This window comes from Hyphobacterium sp. SN044 (assembly GCF_021864465.1).
Taxonomy (GTDB): domain Bacteria; phylum Pseudomonadota; class Alphaproteobacteria; order Caulobacterales; family Maricaulaceae; genus Hyphobacterium.
Genome location: NZ_JAKKUV010000001.1, coordinates 186,489 through 208,031, shown reverse-complemented (window position 1 = coordinate 208,031; position 21,543 = coordinate 186,489). Strand labels below are relative to the sequence as shown.

The 21,543-nt window shown below is 65.7% G+C and carries 21 protein-coding genes and 1 other RNA gene; 15 read left to right on the top strand and 7 right to left on the bottom strand.

All coding sequences use genetic code 11. The annotated features are described in order from the left end of the window. Positions 1–12: 12 nt before the first annotated feature. Positions 13–373: a transfer-messenger RNA gene (ssrA, locus tag L5876_RS01055) on the top strand. A 6-nt stretch (positions 374–379) separates the two neighbouring features. Here ssrA and L5876_RS01050 read toward each other — a convergent pair. Further along, positions 380–1,732 carry a cytochrome P450 gene (locus tag L5876_RS01050; RefSeq protein ID WP_236954238.1) on the bottom strand — a complete coding sequence of 451 codons (1,353 nt, stop codon included), beginning with the start codon at positions 1,730–1,732 and terminating at the stop codon, positions 380–382. Positions 1,733–1,860: 128 nt separating this feature from the next. On the opposite strand from L5876_RS01050, the gene L5876_RS01045 reads away from it, so the two are divergent. Then, positions 1,861–2,346, top strand: a complete 486-nt coding sequence (locus L5876_RS01045) for an SspB family protein (RefSeq protein ID WP_272906809.1) — start codon at positions 1,861–1,863, stop codon at positions 2,344–2,346. After that, positions 2,343–2,825, top strand: coding sequence for a PaaI family thioesterase (locus tag L5876_RS01040; RefSeq protein ID WP_236954236.1), 483 nt, complete (start codon positions 2,343–2,345; stop codon positions 2,823–2,825). Before L5876_RS01045 ends, L5876_RS01040 begins: the two co-directional genes overlap by 4 nt. Here the strand turns inward: L5876_RS01040 and L5876_RS01035 are convergent. After that, positions 2,822–3,244, bottom strand: coding sequence for a DoxX family protein (locus L5876_RS01035; RefSeq protein WP_236954235.1), 423 nt, complete (start codon positions 3,242–3,244; stop codon positions 2,822–2,824). The genes L5876_RS01040 and L5876_RS01035 overlap by 4 nt on opposite strands. A gap of 24 nt (positions 3,245–3,268) precedes the next feature. Continuing rightward, on the bottom strand, positions 3,269–3,610 hold the full coding sequence (locus tag L5876_RS01030; protein WP_236954234.1) for a RusA family crossover junction endodeoxyribonuclease: 342 nt from the start codon (positions 3,608–3,610) through the stop codon (positions 3,269–3,271). 139 nt (positions 3,611–3,749) lie between these two features. Between L5876_RS01030 and fumC the strand changes: the two genes are divergently transcribed. After that, positions 3,750–5,141 (top strand): class II fumarate hydratase, encoded by a 1,392-nt coding sequence (fumC, locus tag L5876_RS01025; RefSeq protein WP_236954233.1) that lies wholly within the window; start codon positions 3,750–3,752, stop codon positions 5,139–5,141. A 121-nt stretch (positions 5,142–5,262) separates the two neighbouring features. Further along, entirely contained in the window at positions 5,263–5,442 is a 180-nt protein-coding gene (locus L5876_RS01020; protein WP_236954232.1) for a DUF4169 family protein, read from the top strand. On the opposite strand, the gene L5876_RS01015 is transcribed toward L5876_RS01020, so the two are convergent. Continuing rightward, positions 5,443–6,117 (bottom strand): DNA-3-methyladenine glycosylase I, encoded by a 675-nt coding sequence (locus L5876_RS01015; RefSeq protein ID WP_236954231.1) that lies wholly within the window; start codon positions 6,115–6,117, stop codon positions 5,443–5,445. A gap of 61 nt (positions 6,118–6,178) precedes the next feature. Here L5876_RS01015 and L5876_RS01010 point away from each other — a divergent pair, with 61 nt between their 5' ends. Further along, the gene (locus tag L5876_RS01010; RefSeq protein ID WP_236954230.1) at positions 6,179–6,400 is read left to right on the top strand and encodes a ribbon-helix-helix domain-containing protein; all 222 of its coding nucleotides are present in this window, start codon (positions 6,179–6,181) and stop codon (positions 6,398–6,400) included. Here L5876_RS01010 and L5876_RS01005 read toward each other — a convergent pair. Then, the gene (locus L5876_RS01005; protein WP_236954229.1) at positions 6,397–7,005 is read right to left on the bottom strand and encodes a hypothetical protein; all 609 of its coding nucleotides are present in this window, start codon (positions 7,003–7,005) and stop codon (positions 6,397–6,399) included. The genes L5876_RS01010 and L5876_RS01005 overlap by 4 nt on opposite strands. Before the next feature lie 179 nt (positions 7,006–7,184). Between L5876_RS01005 and L5876_RS01000 the strand changes: the two genes are divergently transcribed. The 7 genes from L5876_RS01000 to L5876_RS00970 all read left to right on the top strand — a co-directional run bounded on the left by L5876_RS01000 (position 7,185) and on the right by L5876_RS00970 (position 16,580). Next, entirely contained in the window at positions 7,185–8,036 is an 852-nt protein-coding gene (locus L5876_RS01000; protein ID WP_236954228.1) for a hypothetical protein, read from the top strand. 65 nt (positions 8,037–8,101) lie between these two features. Next, positions 8,102–9,343, top strand: coding sequence for an MFS transporter (locus tag L5876_RS00995; protein WP_236954227.1), 1,242 nt, complete (start codon positions 8,102–8,104; stop codon positions 9,341–9,343). A 93-nt stretch (positions 9,344–9,436) separates the two neighbouring features. Then, positions 9,437–11,137 carry a chloride channel protein gene (locus L5876_RS00990; RefSeq protein ID WP_236954226.1) on the top strand — a complete coding sequence of 567 codons (1,701 nt, stop codon included), beginning with the start codon at positions 9,437–9,439 and terminating at the stop codon, positions 11,135–11,137. Positions 11,138–11,455: 318 nt separating this feature from the next. Beyond that, positions 11,456–13,750 (top strand): ATP-dependent helicase, encoded by a 2,295-nt coding sequence (locus tag L5876_RS00985; RefSeq protein ID WP_236954225.1) that lies wholly within the window; start codon positions 11,456–11,458, stop codon positions 13,748–13,750. Further along, positions 13,747–14,823, top strand: coding sequence for a hypothetical protein (locus L5876_RS00980; protein ID WP_236954224.1), 1,077 nt, complete (start codon positions 13,747–13,749; stop codon positions 14,821–14,823). The genes L5876_RS00985 and L5876_RS00980 overlap by 4 nt, the downstream gene beginning before the upstream one ends. A 142-nt stretch (positions 14,824–14,965) precedes the next feature. Further along, positions 14,966–15,592: a hypothetical protein gene (locus tag L5876_RS00975; RefSeq protein ID WP_236954223.1), complete on the top strand. Its 627-nt coding sequence runs from the start codon at positions 14,966–14,968 to the stop codon at positions 15,590–15,592. Between the two features lie 124 nt (positions 15,593–15,716). Further along, a complete protein-coding gene (locus tag L5876_RS00970; RefSeq protein WP_236954222.1) occupies positions 15,717–16,580 on the top strand; it encodes a 50S ribosomal protein L11 methyltransferase in 864 nt (287 codons plus the stop codon). A gap of 91 nt (positions 16,581–16,671) precedes the next feature. On the opposite strand, the gene L5876_RS00965 is transcribed toward L5876_RS00970, so the two are convergent. Further along, positions 16,672–16,830 (bottom strand): hypothetical protein, encoded by a 159-nt coding sequence (locus L5876_RS00965; RefSeq protein ID WP_236954221.1) that lies wholly within the window; start codon positions 16,828–16,830, stop codon positions 16,672–16,674. Positions 16,831–16,975: 145 nt separating this feature from the next. On the opposite strand from L5876_RS00965, the gene L5876_RS00960 reads away from it, so the two are divergent. Both L5876_RS00960 and L5876_RS00955 read left to right on the top strand, forming a co-directional pair. Beyond that, positions 16,976–18,805 carry an aminopeptidase P family protein gene (locus L5876_RS00960; RefSeq protein ID WP_236954220.1) on the top strand — a complete coding sequence of 610 codons (1,830 nt, stop codon included), beginning with the start codon at positions 16,976–16,978 and terminating at the stop codon, positions 18,803–18,805. Further along, entirely contained in the window at positions 18,769–19,347 is a 579-nt protein-coding gene (locus tag L5876_RS00955) for a hypothetical protein (RefSeq protein WP_236954219.1), read from the top strand. The genes L5876_RS00960 and L5876_RS00955 overlap by 37 nt, the downstream gene beginning before the upstream one ends. Positions 19,348–19,425: 78 nt before the next feature. Here the strand turns inward: L5876_RS00955 and ligA are convergent, their stop codons facing one another. Continuing rightward, positions 19,426–21,531, bottom strand: coding sequence for an NAD-dependent DNA ligase LigA (ligA, locus tag L5876_RS00950; RefSeq protein ID WP_236954218.1), 2,106 nt, complete (start codon positions 21,529–21,531; stop codon positions 19,426–19,428). Between the last annotated feature and the right edge of the window lie 12 nt (positions 21,532–21,543).

Here is a 21,543-nt window from a genome sequence, read left to right as displayed (position 1 = left end):
GCGCCGCGACGGTCACTTTAAATCAACCCGGTCAACCCCTATATTGGGTGTGCTGGCTTGCCAGCTATGACGATAAACGCGCGTGTAATAACCGGACTGGACCCGGGTGCAATTCCCGGCGGCTCCACCAATCCCTTCGCGGCGATCATTCCCGCCGCCGGCATGGGGCCGATCAGGATCGACAGACGGCTAAAGACGTAGCTTTCGTCCGCATGGGTACCGTTAAATGCCCATTATTGTAGTTGCGAATGACAACTATGCTGAAGAGGTCGCTCTCGCTGCGTAATGCGGCGCGATGACTTCGATCTAAGTCCCCGGTTCTAGCAAACCGTGGCGGGGTTCGGCGGGCGCCTGGCAACAGAAGCCCGCCACTTCATTTTCAGTCCCGCTTCACGAATTCGAGCCGCAGGCCATCCTTCGGCCTGAGGGTGATCGTCATCACCGGTTCGGGCACGTCTCCCGCGTCGCGGACCTCCAGCTCCGACTCCACCCGCGCCAGAACCAGGATCGCTTCGTTCAGCGCGAAGGCGTTGCCGATACAGGCGCGCGGCCCGCCGCCGAAGGGGCGGAAAACCCACGGGTCGCTCGGCCGCCGGTCCGGCGCAAAACGGTCCGGGTCGAAACCGTCTGGATTGTCCCAATAGCGATGATGGCGATGCAGGGCGTAGAAGGCCGCGATGGCCAGATCGCCCTTGCCGGTCTCGCGCTCGGCGATGCGGCTGGGCCGTATCGCCCGCCGGCTTAGCATCGGCGCGGGCGGATAGAGGCGCAGCGTTTCCTCGACGACCTGGCGTGTGAAGGGCAATAGCGCCAGCCGCGCCGCAGGATCGGCCTCCGCGGCCATGGCGGCACGCGCTTCCCCGGCGACGCGGGCCTGAACAGCAGGGTATTTCGAGAGGAGGTAGAGCGCCCAGGCGAGTGTGATCGCCGTTGTTTCATGACCTGCGACGACAAGGCTCAACAGATTGTCGCGCACATCGTGGTCGGTCATCGACGTGTCGGCCATGAGAAGGCTGGTCATGTCGTCTTCAAGGCCCAGTTCCCGGCGTCGGGCGATCTGCGCCTCCACTGCGCGGCGCAGAGTGGTCATCGCGCCGAAGGCTTTCGGCCCCATTGGGCGCGCGACCCATTCGGGCAGCGGAAAGAGATCGGAAAAGCGAACCTCGCCGATCGAGCCGATCACGACGTCGATGGCGGCGCGCACGGCGGCCCGGTCAAAATCGGGGCCCGGATCGGGAAAGAGTGCCGCCTCGATCACCGACAGGGTGGCGACATTCAAAGGCCCGGACACGTCGAGCGGTCCTTTGACGGCCGAGAAGGTCTCGACCAGTCCCTGCCCGGCCCGGTCCATGGCCTCGGACAGCGCCAGTATGCGGGTCTTCATGAAGGCCGGGGTCATCGCCTTGCGCTGGCGTTTCCAGCTGTCGCCATGGGCGGTCAGGATGGCGTCGCCGAGGGCGGACCGCAGAATGCGCTGCGTCACCGGGGATTTCCGCCAGGCCTCGACATCGTCGAGCATGATCGCCTTGATCTCCTCCGGCCCCGACAGGGTGTGGATAGTCACGCCGAGGAAAGGGCCGGAAATCCGCGTCAGTTCGAAATTCACATGCGCCAGGGATTCCACCGGATTGCGGCGCATCACCCTGGCCAGCGGGACCAGACCCAGAGGGCCGGACTGACGCGGCGGCATCGGCGGAGTGAACTCGACGTGTGCTTGCGTTCTGTCGCTCATTCTATCAAATGTTACACTCGCGCAGCCAAAAGCAGTCGTGAACGCGTGAACTCGTTGACCCGTTCCGGGGAGAGACTAGGCTTAAGCAAGCCGAGGTCACGGGGGGTGTATACGTGGCAAAAGACCTCATGCGCTATGATCTTCTCGCGCAGGAAGCGCTGCGCGGCGTGATCAGACAGGCGCTATTGCGAGCCGGTGGTCCGGGGGGACTGCCGGGTGCGCACCATTTCTACATCACCTTCAAGACGACCGCGCCGGGCGTTGATCTCGATCCGTCCCTGCTCGAACGGTACCCGGAAGAGATGACGATCGTTCTGGAACACCAGTTCTGGGACCTCAATCCGGCCGAGGATTTCTTCGAGGTCACGCTGAAATTCAACAAGGTGCCGAAATACATGAAGGTGCCTTATTCGGCCGTACACCGCTTCCACGACCCGTCGGTCGGCTTCCACCTTCAATTCGAACCGATCGAGGGTGAAGAGGAAGCCGCCGGAGAGGCCGCTGACGCGGCCCCTGCCGCCGAACCGGTCGAACTGAAGCCGGCCAAACCCAAGTCGAACGGCAATGGCGAATCCGCCGAAGTCGTCAGCCTCGACAGCTTCCGCAAGAAATGAGCTTCCCGAAACCGCCGTGGGACGAGGCGCAGATTCGCGCCTTCTTCGCGCGGGAAGACCTCGCACCGGGCCATACGGCGATGCTCGGCTTCGCCTTCGTCGATTTGTCGATGGACGAGATGTGGTTCGAGTGCAGTTTCAATCCGGGCAAGGAATTGTGCAGCCCGTGGGGCGCGGTCCAGGGCGGCTATGTCACCGCGATGCTGGATGAGGCGATGTCGCTCTCCGCGATCATGATGACGGGGTTCGACGGCGTGGTGCCGACGCTGGAGATGAAGACCAGCTTCCTTGCCCCCGTCCTGCCCGGCCCGGTCCGGGCGCGCGGTCAGGTGTTGAAGCGCGGCAAGCGGATCTTCTACACCGAAGGCCGACTCTACGCGCCGGATGGCAGCGTCACGACCCACGCCACGGCCACCTGTACGCATCGTCCCTACTCGCAGGTCAAGGAAGACAAGGCGCGGCGCGAAGCGGGCGGCTAGGCTTTCGAGACGAAAAGCCCGTCCAGCGAATAGCGCCCGGCGCCGGCCAGCGCGAAGTGCACGCTGATCGCGACAAGCACGATGGCGGGCCACCAGCCGCGGAAATCTTGGTCGAAATGCACCATCGCCACGGCGACGATGAAGTGGAACGCCATCACGATGCCGGCCCAGCGGGTCAGGAAGCCGAGCATGAAACAGACGCCGCAAATCAGCTGGGCATAGACGGAGAGCGGTGCCATCAGGCCCGGCATGACAAATCCGTTCGCCGCGACGAAGGCTTCGAACTCGGCCATGCGTTCGGCGCTGATCACATTGTCCCAAACGCCGTAGACGAGGAAGCCTCCGGTCAGGAGGCGCAGGCTGAGCAGGCCGAGATCGGCAAAGCGCGACAGGCCGGGCAGGAATAGCAACGTCCTCATATGCCCTGCCCTCTCCGGCCAGGATCAGGCCGCTTCGAACTCGGCTTCGTTCCGCGGCATCGGCCGGGCCTTCACCCGTACGCGCGGGCGTTCGCCCTCGACCTTTTCGACCAGCAGGCGTTCGACCTGGCTGTCGTCGTGGAATACCACGCCGGTCAGCGCGTCGAGCACGGCCTTGGCGACGTTGTCGACATCGTGAACAGGCGAGTTCGGCGTACGTTCGATGATGATGGTGACCTCATAGGGGCCCCATTTCGGTCGGGCGCGCTTGAACTCGGTGCGGAAGAATTCCCCGATCAGCACCTTGAAGCGCCGCGTCTGCGACGTCAGCGCATCAACCCGCAGATGGAGACTGTCGCCTGCCATGGCTGCCTGAACCTTCCCTCTTCCGGTCCACTGAAGGGCGATGTCTTGATCCATGCCGCCCCGGTGCTACACGTCCGTTCGAATCGTTCGCTCGCCCATGTTCCGCGAACACAACCGGCCCCGCAAGGAGACTCGCCCGATGCGCGACACCCGTACCGAAACCGATTCCTTCGGCCCGCTCGAAGTGCCCGCCGACAAGATGTATGGCGCGCAGTCGGCGCGGTCGCTGATCAACTTTGCGATCGGCGAGGAAACCATGCCGAAGCCGCTGGTGCGCGCGCTCGGCATCATCAAACGCTCCGCGGCGCGGGTGAACAAGGCCGATGGCAAGCTGGATGCGAAACTCGCGGACGCGATCGAACAGGCCGCGACCGAGGTCGCCGAGGGCAAGTGGAACGACCATTTCCCGCTGTCGGTCTGGCAGACCGGGTCGGGCACCCAATCGAACATGAATACCAATGAGGTGATCTCGAACCGCGCGATCCAGATCCTCGGCGGCACGATCGGGTCGAAGGACCCGGTCCACCCGAACGATCATGTGAACATGTCACAGTCGTCGAACGACACTTTCCCGACGGCGATGCACATCTCCGCGGCGGAGGAAATCCATCACCGGCTGATCCCGGCGCTGACCAAGCTGCGCGATGCGCTCGACGCCAAGGCCAAATCCTTCGGCGACATTATCAAGATCGGCCGCACCCACCTTCAGGATGCGACGCCGCTGACCCTGGGACAGGAGTTTTCCGGCTATGTCGCCCAGCTCGATCTCGGCATCATGCGGGTGAAGCAGGGCCTCGAACAGCTCTTCGCGCTGGCGCAGGGCGGCACGGCGGTCGGCACCGGCATCAACGCCAAGCCGGGCTTCGACAAGGCCTTCGCCGCCGACGTGGCCGAATACACCGGCCTGCCCTTCCGCACCGCCGAGAACAAGTTCGAGGCGCTCGCCGCACATGACGCCTATGTCTACGCGCACGGCGCGCTGAACACGCTGGCCGCCTCGCTGAACAAGATCGCCAACGACATCCGCCTGCTCGGCTCGGGTCCGCGTTGCGGCATCGGCGAGATCTCGCTGCCGGAAAACGAGCCGGGCTCGTCGATCATGCCGGGCAAGGTGAACCCGACCCAGTGCGAGGCGATGACGATGGTCTGCGCCCAGGTGATGGGCAATCACGTCGCGATCACGGTCGGCGGCGCTCAAGGCCATTTCGAGCTGAACGTGTTCAAGCCGGTGATGGCCTACAACATGCTGCAGTCGATCCGCATCATGGCCGATGCCTGCGTCAGCTTCACCGACAATTGCGTCGACGGCATCGTGGCGAACGAAGACCGCATCACCGATCTGATGGAGCGCTCGCTCATGCTGGTCACGGCGCTGGCGCCGAAGATCGGCTATGACAACGCCACCAAGGTTGCCAAGACGGCGCACCAGAACGGCACCACGCTGCGCGAGGAAGCGGTGAAGCTGGGCTTCGTCACCGCGGAGGAGTTCGACGCGGCGGTGGTGCCGGCGGAGATGATCGAGCCGAAATGACCCCCTCACCCGGCGCTTCGCGCCACCCTCTCCCTCAAGGGAGAGGGGAAGAAACGTCGAGCCCAATTCCCTCTCCCTGCAGGGAGAGGGCAAGGGTGAGGGGTCTTTTCAAGGTGAACGCATGACCACCAAACCCATCAATCTCCGCGCCGCACGCAAGGCGAGGGCCCGCGCCGAGAAGGAAAAGGCGGCGGAGGCGAACCGCGCCGCGTTTGGCCGCACCAAGGCGGAAAGGCTGAAAGCCAAAGCCGAGAAGGCGAAGGCCGACGCCCATATCGACGGGCACAAGCGGGAGAAATAGTCAGGCCTTCGGCCCGACACTCAACGCCAGTGTACGGCTGACTTCGGCCTGCGTCTTGCCGGACTCGGTGGTCCAGGCATTGAACGCGTTCTGCACCTTCTTCAGCGCCGTCTTCGAGGTGGGCGGTTTGTCGATCACGCCTTCACGGATCAGCGCGGTCACCACATCGCCAGAGGTAATCCACGCATCCCAGCCGGTGAAGCGCAGGAAAAATTGCGCCGTCGAGCCCGAGAGGCGCGAACCACGCTTGCCGAGCACGTCAAGCAGGCCCGCCTGATCGGACGGCGGCCAGCCGGCCAGAAAAACGCCGAACGAGCCATACTCGTCGGCGATTTCGAGGACGAATTGCGCGTTCGCGATGGTCGCCATGATCTTCGCGCCGTTGCGCACGATGCCCTTGTCCCTCAGGAGGCGGGCGACATCGTCGTCGGAGAACATGGCGACGCGGTGCGGGTTGAAGCCTTCGAAGGCGGTTTCGAAGCCCGGCCATTTCGCCTCGATGACCTTCCAGGAAAATCCGGACTGAAAGACCGCCTTGGTCATTTCCGCCAGCCAGCGGTCGTCGGGCCGGGCTTTCAGCGCCGCTGTGGGCGTGGCCTCAGGCATGCGGGCGGCGACGCCGTCCTCGCCGTGATGGCCCACGGCCATGGCGTGGATGTCGGCAAATGATCGCATGGCTCGCCCTCCGTTTCACGGCAGGATAGGCTCGCCGCCCCTGCCCCGCGAAGCGAAATCCATGCTCGTCAAACGCTCTCTCTCCCTCGCCGGTCACCGCACCAGCCTCGCGCTCGAGGCGGAGTTCTGGGATGTGCTCGACCGGGCCGCGGAGGAAAAGCGGCTGTCGCTCGCCGCGCTGATCGGCCGGATCGACGAGGCCCGGATCGAGGCGGGAGATGAACTCAACCTCGCCTCGGCCTGCCGGGTCTGGGCGCTGAAACGGGTTCAGTCCGGGACCTAGTGCCCCGGACGGCGCTGCGCCGCGATCGTCATGACGTCGTATTCGCTGTCGGCGGTGAACATCTGCGGCTCTTCCACACCGCACTGCCAGTCGATCGCGAGTTGATCCGCCGCCTGACGCGCAATCTCATTGGCATTGGCCAGGCTGGAGGCGTCGATATAGGCGGCTGCGCAGGCGACGATGTCGGTGCCCGGGCGCAACGCTGTCACAACCAGGGTGTGCCACTCCCCCGCATTGTCCGGGTCCATCATGGCCGGCGTGTCGTTGATGTAGCGGTGGATGGTCGCAAAGGGCACGCCGCCCGAAAGCCGCCACTCGATCACCTCGCCATAGCCGCCGAACAGGCCGCGCATGGGCGGGTTGATGTAGTCGGAGCGCGCCCCGTCCGGGGCGCGATAGGCTTCCGCAGCACCGTGCTCTCCCGCGACGATCTCCACCGTCCAGCCGCCGAAGCCGTCGCAGATCGTGTCCCAGACGGGTTCGTCAACGTGCTCGACGAGGACGCAATCGTCGTCGATGCGGGTATAGGCGCTGTCGTACTGCTGCGCGTCGGCGCTGGCGGCGAAGCCTGCAGACAGGATGGCGGCGGCGAGATAGCGGATCATGATGTCCTCCCCTGTTCGCCCGAAGGCTAGCGCACCGGGAGCGGGGGAGACAGGGGCGGGACCGCAAGGGCAGGATTTTTTTATTGTCTTGCGGCGGGCGGCTCGAAGTGCGTTCAATTCACGTTCAGCTGTCCGGCACGAGTTTGCGCGGGCCGTGTTTCGAAACGGGGAGGTCCGCCATGAACCGAATGATATCGACCGCGATTGCCGGCACTTTGCTGACCGCCGGGTTCGCGCTGGCAGACGAAACCCATTTCACGCCCGGCATCGAGTCGGTCCTGATCAGTCATATGACACCGCAGGTGCAGGTGACCGTGCGCAACACCGCCAACAGTCCCGATCCCGCGGACCGGGTGCTTCGCATGGTATCGAACGACCCGGTGGTGACAGTCCGCGGCCAGTTCTTCTGCAATTCCTATTCGGCGAACACGCAAGGCGAATCCCGCGCCAGGCGGGCGCAGGTGCTGTTCGGCATCACCGCGCCGCACAACAATGGCAACGGCTATGAGCTTATGCCCATCGGCATCTGGGGCGAAAGCGACGCGGTCGAATACAATGGCGCGCGCACGGGTGAGAATTTCGACATCGACGCGGTGATGGACCTGCCCGATAGCTGGGATTCCGAGGCGCTCGTGACGCTCTTCTTCAACCCGGTGAAGACGGTCGAGGACCATCTTGCGGACTTCGTTTCAAATGGAGCCGGCAGCGCCGCCGACTTCCTGCGTCAGGACGACGTGTTCGAGGTCGAGGTCCCGGTCAGCATGACGGCCTGGTGCCAGTATGACGGGCGCTGGTATCCCGGCGTGCGCCAGCAGACGGTGACCGTGGCCATCTTCTATCAGGGCGATCCGGACATCACCGACGGTGCGGGCGTCGTGAACGCGGTCGGAGACGTCGCGGCGCCGGTTCCGAACCGTGCCCGCACGACGACTTCGGCCACCGGTACGGACGGCGGGCCGCCTGCCCGGACATCGCGCCCGGCGCGGACCACGGAAGAGACCCCGCCGCGGCGGGTCAACCCGCAGCGCTGACGGCGGCGTAGACGCCCCATCCCCGGCGGACTATCCCTTCGTTCCAGCGAGGGGATTTTCCGCCGATGAATGAGCGCGCAGCCGAGGACACCGGCGGGCATTTCGCCGCCTTCCGGCACCGCCCCTATCTGATCTACTGGCTGGCGCGCGCGGCCACCGTGTTCGCGGCGCAGATCCAGATCGTTGCGCTCGGATGGCAGGTCTACGACCTGACGCGCAACCCGCTGCATCTCGGGCTGATCGGCCTGTCGCAATTCCTGCCGGCGCTTCTGCTGGTGCTCGTCACCGGCGCGGTCGCGGACCGGTTTTCGCGGCGGGGCATCATGGCGATCTGCCTCGTCGGCATGGCCACAATCTCGTCGGGATTCTTCGTGTTCACCGCTTCGGGCAGTCAGACGATCTGGGTGGTCTTCCTGCTGCTCGCCGGCTTCGGCACGGCACGCGCCTTTTTCGGACCGGCGACGCAGGCGCTGCTCCCCAACATCGTGCCCCCCACCCTGTTATCCAAAGCGATCGCGCTCAATTCCTCGGCCTGGCAACTCGCGACCGTGCTCGGGCCGGTGGCGGGCGGCCTGCTCTACGGTGTCTCGCCGCTCATTGCCTATGGCACGTCGGCGACGCTGCTTGTCGTCGCCGCCGGGCTCGTCTTCCTGATCCCCAAGCCGGACCAGCGGACCGAGGCCGAAGCGCCGAGCCTCGATCTTCTCCTCGCGGGCTTCAAATACATCTGGAAGGAAAAGATCGTCTTCGGCGCGATCTCGCTCGACCTGTTCGCAGTCCTGCTGGGCGGAGCAACGGCGCTGCTGCCGGTCTTCGCCCGCGACATATTGCAGGTCGGCGAAGAGGGGCTCGGCCTCTTGCGCGCCGCGCCGGGCGTGGGGGCCATCGCCGTCGCGATCTGGCTGGCCACGCACAATATCCGCGACCATGCGGGGCTGTGGATGTTCTTCTTCGTGGCGGTCTTCGGCGCCTTCACCATGGTCTTCGGCGCCTCGCCCTATGCCTGGCTGTCGATCATCGCGCTCGCCGCACTCGGCGCAGCGGACATGGTCAGCGTCTATATCCGCGAGACGCTGATACAGTTGTGGACACCCGACCGGGTGCGCGGCCGGGTGAATGCCGTGAACATGGTCTTCATCGGCGCGTCGAACGAACTTGGGGAGTTCCGCGCCGGCGTGATGGCCGCCTTCATCGGCGCCAAGGCGACGGTGATCGCCGGCGGCGCGGGCACGGTTCTGGTCGCGGCGCTGTGGGCCAGGATGTTCCCGGACCTGCGCAAGGCGCGGCGTCTCGACGGGCGGGCCTAGCATCCGACGTATTGCCCTCCCCCTTGAGGGGAGGGAAACGAGCTCGTTGCCCATCCCCTTGACCTTGCAACGTTAGCGGCGCTCTAACGACGCATGGACACGCCCCCGCCTTCCAGCCAGCCAAAGCTGGCTCTGCGCGCCCGCGCCGCCGCTCGCGCCGCCGTGACGGGGTCGCGGCGCGGCTGGGGCTGGCTGCGGGAGCAGTGGCGGCAGGGGCGATCCCCCGCGATGTGGCTGCTCGGCCTTCTGACCGGCATCGTGTCGGGCTATGCCGCGCTCGGCTTCATCCTTGCCATTCATGCCGTCTCGATCGTCGTCTTCGGCGCGCATCACGACGCGCTGGCGAGCGGGGTCGACGCCCTGCCCGGCTGGCGGGTCTTCGTCGGCCCCGTGATCGGCGGCATCATCGTCGCTGTCCTTCTTTTCCTCGGCCAGCGCTACAACTGGCTGACCGAAACCCGCGCCCATGCCGTCGCCGACGTGGTCGAGGCGCGGGCGGTGCGGTCGGGCCGGGTGATCCTCAAGACCGGGCTGTTGTCGGCCTTGATCTCGGCGATTTCCCTCGGTTCGGGCGGGTCGGCGGGCCGGGAAGGCCCGGCGGTGCATCTCGGCGGCGCGCTCGCCAGTTTCGGCGCACGGTCGCTGGGCATTCCCGCGCGCGCTGTGCGCACGCTGCTCGCCTGCGGCGCAGCGGCGGCCGTGGCCGCCAGCTTCAATGCGCCGATTGCCGGGGCGCTCTTCGCCTTCGAGGTCGTGCTGGGACATTACGCGCTCCGGTCGATCGCACCCGTCGCCATCGCGAGCGTCGCCGGGGCGGTGGTTTCGCGCATCCATCTGGGGGCGACGCCGGCCTTCACCGTGCCGGCCATGGGGGCAGCGAGCGCCTGGGATCTGCCCGGCGTCTTCCTCTTGAGCCTGGCTGCCGCCGGGCTTGCCATCGCCTTCGTGCAGTCGAGCGTTCACGCCCCCCGCCTTGTCGCGCAGCAGGCGGAGCGCTGGCGCATCCCCTTATGGGCTTTGCCGCCGATTGGCGGGATCGGGATCGGGCTGCTCGCCCTGCCCATGCCAGAAATTCTCGGCGTCGGATACGAGGCGACCTCCAACGCGCTCGGCGGGCAATATGCCGTCCTGTTCCTCATCGGCCTGATCGTGATGAAGCTGATCGCGACGGGGGTGACGCTCGGCTTCCGGTTTGGTGGGGGCGTGTTCTCGCCCGCGCTTTATCTCGGCGCGATGCTGGGCGCGGCCTTCGGGGCGGTGATCGGTCTCGCGACCGGCGGCGAGACGGGCGGCGTTCCCTTCTACGCCGTTGTCGGCATGGGCGCGGTGGCCGGTGCGGCGCTCGGCGCGCCCTTGTCGACGACGCTGATCGTGTTCGAACTGACGGCGAATTACGAAGCCTCGGTCGCTGTGCTGGTCGCGGTGTCTATCGCCACCGTGCTGACCCAGGCGGCGACCGGCGGGTCGATCTTCCAGAAACAGATTCTCCGCCATGGCTATGACCTGTCGCGCGGACAGTCGCGCGTGCTGCTGCAGACGATCCGGGTACGCGACATCATGGCCCCCTTCGAAGGCGACGCCGCCGACATGGACACGGCCAGCGGCGCGCCCAGCCTCTATGACGACGATTATCTCGGCCGGGCCATCGGTCTTCTGTCAGCGGAAAGTCTTGATGGTGCGCCGGTGCGCTCACGGGCCGACAACCAGCCGGTCGTCGGCTGGCTGTCCCGCGCCGACGCCCATGCCGCCTATGCCCGCGCGCTCGAAGCGACGCACGAGGAAGAGCATTTGTAGCGGCAATTTGTCCTCGCCCTTCGAGGCCCCTTCGGGGCACCTCAGGATGAGGGGTTATCCACTTTCCCTTCTCCCTTTTTAAGGGGAGAAGGTGCCCGAAGGGCGGATGAGGGGTTCTGCTCCGGAACCGCGGTCTGGCGTTTACCCCCTCACCCCTGCCCCTCTCCCCCAAATGGGGGCGAGGGGAATGGCGTCACCTCGGCAAATCTCCCGAAGACGCAATCACTGCACCCCGCAACCTCCGCCGGGCAGACAGCCTAGCGTGTGCCGGTTATGTTCCGCTCTGGACTCAGCGCGCAATCAGCCTAAACCCGACACATGAATTCCATTCCCCTTTCCCAGCAGGCGCGGCCTGCCGCGCCGGCCGGGCAGGCGCCCTATCTTGACGGGCTGAACCCGGAGCAGCGCGCGGCGGTCGAGGCGCTCGACGGTCCGGTGCTGGTGCTCGCCGGGGCGGGCACGGGCAAGACGCGCGTGCTGACCACCCGCCTCGCCCACATCCTTGCGACCGGACGGGCGCGGCCGTGGGAAATCCTGTCGGTGACCTTCACCAACAAGGCCGCGCGGGAAATGAAGGAGCGGGTCGGGCGGCTGATCGGCCAAGGCGTCGAGGGCCTGCCCTGGCTCGGCACCTTCCACTCGATCGCGGCGCAGATCCTGCGGCGGCATGCCGAACTGGTGGAGCTGAAATCGAGCTACACCATTCTCGACACCGACGACCAGCTGCGCCTGATGAAGCAGATCATCCAGGCCGAAGGGATCGACGAGAAGCGCTGGACGCCGCGCTTCCTCGGCTCGCTGATCGACAGCTGGAAGAATCGGGGTTGGACGCCCGACCGCCTGCCGGAGGACCAGAAATGGGCCTTTGCCGAAGGCGCGGGCCAGAAGCTCTACGAAATCTATCAGGCGCGCCTGCAGGTTCTGAACGCCGCCGATTTCGGCGACCTCCTGCTGCACAATCTGACGATCTTCCAGAACCACCCGGACGTGCTGCGGGAATATCACCGCAAGTTCCGCTACCTGCTGGTCGACGAGTACCAGGACACCAATGTCGCGCAGTATCTGTGGCTGCGCCTGCTCGCGCAGGGGTCGCACAATATCTGCTGCGTGGGGGATGACGACCAGTCGATCTATGGCTGGCGCGGGGCTGAAGTCGACAACATCCTGAAGTTCGAGAAGGATTTCCCCGGCGCGACGGTGATCCGGCTGGAGCGCAATTACCGCTCGACGGGCCATATTCTCGGTGCGGCGGCGGGGCTGATCGCGGCGAACCGCGCACGCCTCGGCAAGACGCTGTGGACCGAGGACGATCCCGGCGAGAAGGTGCAGGTCAAGGGCATCTGGGACGGCGAAGCCGAGGCCCGCTATGTCGGCGACGAGATCGAGCGCTGGGTCAAGGACGGGCGCAAGCATTCCGACATCGCGGTTCTGGTCCGCGCGTCGTGGCAGATGCGGGCGTTCGAAGACCGCTTCCTGACGCTCGGCCTGCCCTACAAGGTGGTCGGCGGTCCCCGCTTCTTCGAGCGCGCGGAAATCCGCGATGCCCATGCCTATTTCCGCCTCGTTCGCTCGCCCGACGACGATCTCGCCTTAGAGCGGATCGTGAATGTGCCCAAGCGCGGTGTCGGCGAGACCAGCGTTCAGAAACTGGCGCAGGTGGCGCGCAGCGCCGGAATATCGATGGCCGAAGCGGCAAGGATGCTGGTCGAGACCGACGAGATCCGCGGCCCGGCGCGCACAGGCCTCAAGGTCTTCCTGCGCGATCTCGACCGGTGGGCGCAGATGGCCGAAACGATGCGCCATGACGAACTGGCCGAGATCGTGCTCGACGAGAGCGGCTACACCTCGATGTGGCGCGAGGACAAGACGCCCCAGGCCGCCGGCCGGCTCGACAACCTCAAGGAACTCGTCCGCGCGATGGGCGAATATGACAGTCTCGAAGCCTATCTCGAGCACGTCGCGCTGGTCAGCGATCTCGACACGGCGAGCGATGGCGACGAGGTGTCGCTGATGACGCTGCACGCCGCGAAGGGTCTCGAATTCCCGCTGGTCTTCCTGCCCGGCTGGGAAGAGACGGTCTTCCCCTCGCAACGGGCGCTCGACGAAGGCGGCACGGCCTCGCTCGAGGAGGAACGCCGCCTCGCCTATGTCGGCATCACGCGGGCGCGGGAACGCGCGGTGATCACCTTCACCGCCAACCGGATGATTTTCGGGCGCTGGCAGTCCGTCCTGCCCTCGCGCTTCGTCGACGAATTGCCCGCCGATCACGCCGAAGCGTCATCGGAAACCGGCTACTACGATTCCGGGCCGGGCTTTGAAGGCATGGCCGAGCCGGCCAATCCAATGGCGTCGTCCTATTCCTCGCCCGGCTGGCGGCGCTACCAGGCCGCGACGAGCGAAGGCCGCAAGGGCTCGGCGCCGGTGATCGAGGGCAAGGCGAAGCTGATCGACAGCGCGGATGCGTCCTCGAAATGGCGAGCGGGCGACCGGGTCTTCCACGACAAGTTCGGCTACGGCACGGTGAGGCGCGCCGATGGCGCGAAGCTGACCGTCGCCTTCGACAAGGCCGGGGAGAAAAAGGTGATTGACAGTTTCGTGAGGGATTTGCCGTGACCCAGCTCAATCCGGGAGAGGAAGCCGTCGGGCGGCTGTTTCCGAATTTCGCCACCGATCCGGACCTCTATCTCTACCGGATCGAGCCGATCCAGGCGACGGCGTCGGTGATGGTCATGGACGAGGCCGCGTATAACGCTGCGCGCTTCATGAACAAGGACATCGTCACGCTCGATACGCTCGGCGCGAACATTCCGCTGTTCCGGGTGACGGAGTATGCGCAGGCGCGAACCGCGCCCGCGAAACCCGTGCATTTCATCCTGCATCTCAGCCATACCGGCTCGACGCTGATCTCGCGCCTGCTCGATGCCACCGGCACGACACTCGGCGTGCGCGAGCCCTGGCCGCTGATCACGCTGGCGGAGTTGCAGGACGATGTTGGCCAGAAGCACAGCGTGATCTCGGACAGCGATTATGCGGTCCTGCGCGACTCGCTGGTGACCGTCTGGTCGCGTGTCTTCCGGCCTGAGACGACCGGCGTGGTGAAGGCGACCAGCCATGCGGGACGGGCCGTGCCGGACATTCTGCGCACGCACGCCACGAGCCGGGCCATCTCGCTGACCATGCAGCCGGAAGCTTTTATCACCGCCTTGCTGGCGCGGCAGAATCCGATCCGGGAACTCCTGGGCTTCTCCATAGAACGCATGAAGAGATTCCAGCGGTATTTCGGCGACCTGACGCAGCCCGTCCATGCAATGACGCCGGGTGAACACGCCGCGCTGGCCTGGCTGGTCGAGCGGCAGGTCGAACACGACGTGCTGACCTCCGCGGACACCAAGGACCGCGTGATCGATGTCGATTTCGACGTCTTCCTCGACCGGCCGGTCGAAGAGCTGGGGCGGATCGCCGAGCATCTCCAGCTCGGCGCGAGCGACGCGGCGGTCGACGCCGCGGCAACCGGGCCACTGATGTCCCAGTATTCGAAGGCGGCGGGGCAAAGCTTCACGCCGGAGATGCGCAAGGCTTTGATGGAAGAGACGCGGCAGGTTCGCGGCGGCGATATCGCGCGCGGCATGGCGTGGCTGGACCGGGTCGCGAAGGCCAGCCCGGCGGCCGCGGCCCTGCGCGGCTGACTCTTTTTTCGGCCGACTCTCCGTTTGTAATCAACCGGTAAGCTTGGCGAACTCCCCGGATGGCGCTTTCACGCAAGCTCTTGTGGGAACCGGCCCGGCAGGCGCAGCGTTTCTCCCGCAACACGCTGTCATGGAGACACGAATGACCCGCTCTTTCATGCTTGCCGTTTCCGGTTTCGCCCTTGTGAGTGCCGCCTGTTCGCCGGGCGACGATGTCGCGATGGACGAGACTGACACCGATGAAACCACGCTCGCGCAGGACGTCCGGGACGAAAGCATTCCGGAAACCGAGAACCGCGAAGTGACCTCTCCGGGCGGGGCCCAGTCGATGGATTCGCTCCGCGACGAACTCGAAGGCGATGAAGTCTTCAATGAAGGTGCGGTCGAAGAGGAATTGATGGAGAGCGATACGCCCGTAGGTGATGACATCTACGGGTCGGACCGCGCCAATTTCGGCCTCGACTACGCCGGTGTCTGGGGCACCGAAGCGCAATGCGCCAATGCGCAGACCTGGGCGATTTCCGCCAGCTCGGTGACGACGCCGGAAGGCGAAGTCTGCTCGATCACGAATATCGAGGAAGGCGCCGGCCAGATCGAAGTGACGGGCGATTGCCGCTCGGCCGACAACGCCTCCACCGGCGAGCGCACGATGACGCTCGCCCTGCAGGACGACGGTTCGCTGTCGATCATGGACACGACCGATGTCAGCGTTCAGCGCTGCACGAGTTTCGAACTGCCGGTCGAAACCGAAACGGAAACCGAAGAATAAGCCCCGGCACTTCCCTGGTTTGACGCGGCGGGCACCCCATTCGGGTGCCCGTTTGCGTTTGCACCGGGCGCGGAATGATCGCAGAAGACGGGATCAACGCCATGCCAAAGCAGGATGCCCGCCGATGAGCACGATCTGGAAACTGAGCTTCACCGGCCCGAGCGAGCCGCTCTATCGCGCTGCTGAACGGCTCGATGTAGTCGAGCTTTCCAATCTGCTCAGCTGGTCGATCTTCGACGAGGACAGCGAGCCGACCGGCATTCTGGAATTGCTGTTCGATAGCGCGCCCGACGAAGACTCCGTTCGCGAAGCCACCGGTTTGAAGGACGGCTATGAGGCCCGGGTCATCATCCTGCCGGAGGAGGACTGGGTGGCGCTGTCGCAAAGGGGGCTGCCGCCGGTCCTGGCCGGACGGTTCGCGCTTTACGGCAGTCATGACGAACCGCCCGCCGACACGGTCGCGGTCGAGATCGAGGCCGGTCCCGCCTTCGGCACCGGGCATCACGGCACGACGAAGGGCTGTCTGATCGCTTTCGATTCGCTTCTGGACGAAGGGTTCAACCCGGCGAGTGTCCTCGATCTCGGGACCGGAACCGGGGCGCTGGCCATCGCAGCCGCAAAAGTGCTGCCGAAGGCCAGCATTCTCGCCAGCGACATCGATCCGGATTCAACCGCCGAAACCGCCCGCAATGCCCAGAAGAACGGCACGCCGGAGATCGAGGCGATCACGGCAGAAGGCTTCGACCATGTGAAGCTGGTCGGGGCGAAGTTCGACCTGATCTTCGCCAACATCCTGGCCGAGCCGCTGGTGCTGCTGGCTGCCGAGATCGTCAACGCCCTCAATCCCGGCGGTATCGCCATCCTGTCCGGCCTGCTCGTCGAGCAGGAGGACCAGGTCTGCAAGGCCTATGAGGACAAGGGCGTCACCGTCGAGGCGCGCGAGCCGCTCGACGGCTGGGCCACGCTGGTCGTGCGGAAGGCCCCCTAGGAATTCACCCCACCCTGGCCCTCCCCTCAAGGGGAGGGAATGGGCATGGCGTTTCTCTCCCTCCCCTCTCAGGGGAGGGTTGGGTGGGGTATTAGCGGCGGCGGCCTTTCAGGCCGGCGGCTTCCAGGAAGGCATTCACATCGACCGTGCCGGGGCGGCGGCGGATGCCGGCGCGCTGGCGCGACCGGTCGAGATGGTGGTTGAAGGCGTCACCGCCATTGAGGCGGAAATATTCTTCGATCGGAGACATGGGGAGAACCTCGCTGTGTTGGTGCGGATTAATCCCTTGTTGACCCTGTTCGCTAGTGACGCGATCGCATGACAGGTTTGCGATTTTTCGCACCCGTTGCGGACACGCGTTGAAAGCGGCACGGCGCAGGACTAGCTTGCCGCTCATGACCCATTACAGCCCCCAATCCTTCGACGTGAAGGGCGGACCGGAAGACGGTCGCGCCCACCTGCCCCTCCTGCGCGCCGCGCTCGAAACCGCCGGTCTGGACGGTTTCCTGATTCCGCACGAGGACGAGTACAACAACGAATACCTGCCCGATTGCGCCGAGCGCCTGGCCTGGGCCACCGGTTTCACCGGCTCGGCCGGTTCGGCGATTGTCCTGAAGGACGAGGCCTGCGTCTTCACCGACGGCCGCTACACGGTGCAGGTCCGCGAGCAGGTCGATCCGAAAATCTTCCAGATCGAGGATGTCAGCGAGACGCCGCCTTATGTCTGGCTGGCGAAGCACGCGAAGGCCGGCAGCGTGATCGGCTATGATCCGAAGCTGCACAGCCCGGACACGCTCGACCGCTTCAAACGCGCCGCCGAGAAGGCCGGCGCGGAACTGGTGCCGGTCGACACGAACCCGATCGACCGGGCCTGGGAAAACCGTCCGGCCGCGCCGAGCGCGAAGCTGAGTGTCCAGCCGATGGAGTTCGCCGGGGAAACCCATGCCGACAAGCGCAAGCGGGTCGGCGAGGCAATCGCCGAGGACGGGGCGGAGTTTGCCGCGATCACGGCGCCGCCCTCTATCGCCTGGCTGTTCAACATTCGCGGCGGCGATGTGCGTCGCAGCCCGCTGGCGCTCGGGGCCGCGCTGATCAAGTCCGACGGCACGGCGACGCTGTTCGTGAACCCGGAGAAGGTGACCGACGAGGTGCGCGCGCATCTCGGCAACGAGGTCGCGCTGCGTCCGGAGCACGAATTCGCCGACGGGCTGCATGCCCTCAGAGGCCATACGGTCAGCGTCGATCCGGGTCTGGCTTCGGCCTGGGTGTTCGACCAGCTGACCGAGGGCGGTGCGAAGATCGTGCGCCGGCGCGACCCGGTCCTGCTGCCCAAGGCGATCAAGAACGACACCGAGCTGAGCGGCGCCAAGCAGGCCCATATCCGCGACGGCACGGCCCTGACCCGCTTCCTGCACTGGCTCGACACCGACGCCCAGTCGGGCGAGATCGACGAGATCGAAGCGGCGGTGAAGCTGGAGCAATTCCGCACCGCGTCCGGACAGGTCAAGGATCTGTCCTTCGACACGATCTCCGGCGCCGGTCCGAACGGTGCCCTGCCCCACTACCGGGTCTCCACGGCGTCGAACCGCAAGCTGGAACGCGGCACGCTCTATCTCGTGGACTCGGGCGGTCAGTATCCCGACGGTACGACCGACGTGACCCGCACCGTGCCGATCGGCGATCCGAATGCGGAAATGCGCGAGCGGTTCACCCTGGTGCTGAAAGGCCATATCGCGCTGTCGCTGGCGCGCTTCCCCAAGGGCACGACGGGCGGTCAGCTCGATACGCTGGCGCGTCTGCCGCTGTGGCAGGCGGGGCTCGACTATGACCACGGCACTGGCCACGGCGTCGGCAGCTTCCTCGGCGTCCACGAAGGGCCGCAGCGCATCGCCAAGGCCGCTTCCGACGAACCGTTGAAGCCCGGCATGATCGTGTCGAACGAGCCCGGCTACTACAAGCCGAACGCCTATGGCATCCGGATCGAGAATTTGATCTTCGTGACCGGTCCCGACCCGATTCCGGGCGGCGAACGGTCGATGATGGGCTTTGAAAACCTGACGCTGGCGCCGATCCACCGCGATCTCGTCGACACGTCGATCATGACCGACCGGGAGCTCGACTGGCTCAACGCCTATCACGCCGACGTCCGGGCCAAGATCGCCCCGCTCGTCGAGGGTGAGGTGAAGGCGTGGCTGGAGGCGGCGACCGCGCCGATCGCGCGCTGAGGCTCGTCAAATTCGCGTTGATCGTGGCGGTCGCGGCCTTTGCCGCAGGCTGTTTCTATGCCGATGAGCCGCTGATCTCGCGGCGATGGGCGGACCGGGGTATCGAGCCGGGGCGCTACACCCATGCCCCGGTCGATCCGGTGACGCAGGAAGAATGGGCGCCGCCGACCTGGGAAGGCGAGATTCGCTATCACCGCGACCGGCGCTACCGGGCGAACATGGAAAACTTTCCGCATCAGGGCGTGCGTCTGCGCTCGCTCGGCGGGACTGTCTATGTCGCCGAAGTGCCGGACCGGGATGGCGAGGCGATCTACAGCTACGGGCTTCTGTTCGTTTATGCGGGCAGCGTGATCGCCTATCACATCCCGGCCTGCAGCGACCTCAGCGAGGCGGGCCGCGACGCCGCCGGCCTCGACATCGACGAGGAAGGGGCGTGCAAGATCGACGATCTGGAAACGCTGGAAGCCGCCTTTTCCGCCTATCTGCGCGAGCATGAAGGCGCGCTCCGGATCGACGGGATTTACCGGCGGGTGGGGGATTAGGTCCCACACCGTCACTCCCGCGCAGGCGGGAGTCCAGATTCACCGTCTTTCTGGATTCCCGCCTTCGCGGGAATGACGTCACTGACCGATCATCGAAAGCCACTCGTCCTCGGTGAGAACGGTGACGCCGGCCTCCTGGGCCTTCTTCAGTTTCGAACCCGCGCCCGGCCCGGCGACGAGATAATCCGTCTTCGCCGAAACCGAGCCGGAGACCTTGGCGCCGAGCGACTGGGCCTTCGCCTTGGCCTCGTCGCGGGTCATCTTTTCCAGCGTGCCGGTGAAGACGACCGTCTTGCCCGAGACCGGCGAGTCCGCGGCGACGGCGGCGGCGTCCTCGACCGTCACTTCCGCGAGCAAATGGTCGAGCACGTCGCGATTGTGTTCCTCGCCGACGAACTGCGTCAGCGCCTCGACCGCGGCCGGTCCGACCCCGTCGATGTTCAACAGTTCGGCGCGTGCGGCTTCTTCGGTGACGGCCTTTTCCGCCGTCGCGCGTAACGAGGCGAAGTCGCCAAAGGCGCGGGCAAAGACGCGGGAATTGGTCTCGCCGATATGGCGGATGCCGAGCGCGTTGACGAAGCGCTCCGCGCCGATGGAGCGGCGCTGGTCGATCGAGGCGAAGAGGTTGGCGATAGAGGTTTCGCCAAAGCCTTCCCATTCCTGCAGCGGCGGGGTGATCTCCCCGGCCTCGTTGCGCTTCTTCAGCGTGAAGATGTCGGCCGGCTCACGCACCAGGCCCTTCTCGAAGAAGAGCTCGATCTGCTTCGCGCCCAGCCCGTCGATGTCGAACGCCTTGCGGGAGACGAAGTGGATGAGGCGCTCTCGCGCCTGCGCCGCGCAGATCAGACCACCGGTACAGCGGCGGACCGCATCGGCCTCTCCGGTCTTCTCGTCATGCTCGCGGACCGCATCGCTGCCACAGACCGGACAGGCGGTGGGGAAGACGAAGGGCTGCGCATCCGTCGGGCGCTTGTCCTTCACCACCGCGACGATCTGCGGGATGACATCACCGGCGCGCTGGATCACCACCGTGTCGCCGACGCGGACATCCTTGCGCCTGATCTCGTCCTCGTTGTGCAGCGTCGCATTCGAAACGACGACGCCGCCGACCGTCACGGGTTCCAGCTTCGCCACAGGGGTCAGCGCGCCGGTGCGGCCAACCTGGATCTCGATGGCGTTGAGTTTCGTGCTCGCCTTCTCCGGCGAGAATTTGTGCGCGATGGCCCAGCGCGGCGCGCGGGCGACCTGTCCCAGCCGCTCCTGCCAGTCGAGGCGGTCGACCTTGTAGACGACGCCGTCAATGTCATAGCCAAGATCGGCGCGGCGGGTTTCCAGCTTTCGGTAATAGTCGAGCAGGCCATCGTGGCTGGACGAGCGGATCATGTCGTCATTTGTGACGAAGCCCGCCGATTTCAGCCGCTGGACCGCATCGAATTGCGTGTCGGCCAAGGGCTCGGACACCTCGCCCCAGGCGTAGGCAAAGAAGCGCAGCGGACGCTTCGCCGTGATCGACGGATCGATCTGGCGCAGAGACCCGGCAGCGGCATTGCGGGGGTTCTTGTATTCCGGCTTGCCCGCCTCGCGTTGGCCCGCGTTGAGCGCCGCGAAGTCGGCGTGGCTCATATAGACCTCGCCGCGCACTTCGAGCACGTCCGGCACATCGCCGGTCAGGGTTTGCGGGATTTCGGCGATGGTGCGCAGATTGGCGGTGACGTCTTCGCCGGTCTCGCCATCGCCGCGCGTCGCGCCGGTGACGAGCTTGCCGTTCTCGTAGCGCAGGCTGGCCGACAGGCCGTCGATCTTGGGTTCTGCGGTGACGGAAAGTTCCTCGTCCTCCGTCAGGCCGAGGAAACGGCGAACGCGGGCGAGGAAATCCGACACGTCCTCGTCGGTGAAAGCATTGCCGAGCGACAGCATCGGGCGCGCATGGCGGATCTCGCCGAACTTGCCGGACGGCGACGCCCCAACCGTCTGGGTCGGGCTGTCGGCGGTGACAAGATCAGGAAAGCGCGCCTCCAGCGCCTCGAGCCGCTCACGCAGCGCGTCATAGGCTGCGTCGGAAATCTTCGGCGAGTCCTTTTCGTAATACGCCTTGTCGTGCGCGCGGATTTCCTTGACGAGCCGCTGGTGCTCGGTGTCCGCTTCGGGCCGGGTCAGCTGTTCGACGTCTTTCAGCGCACTCATCGTGGTCTCGCG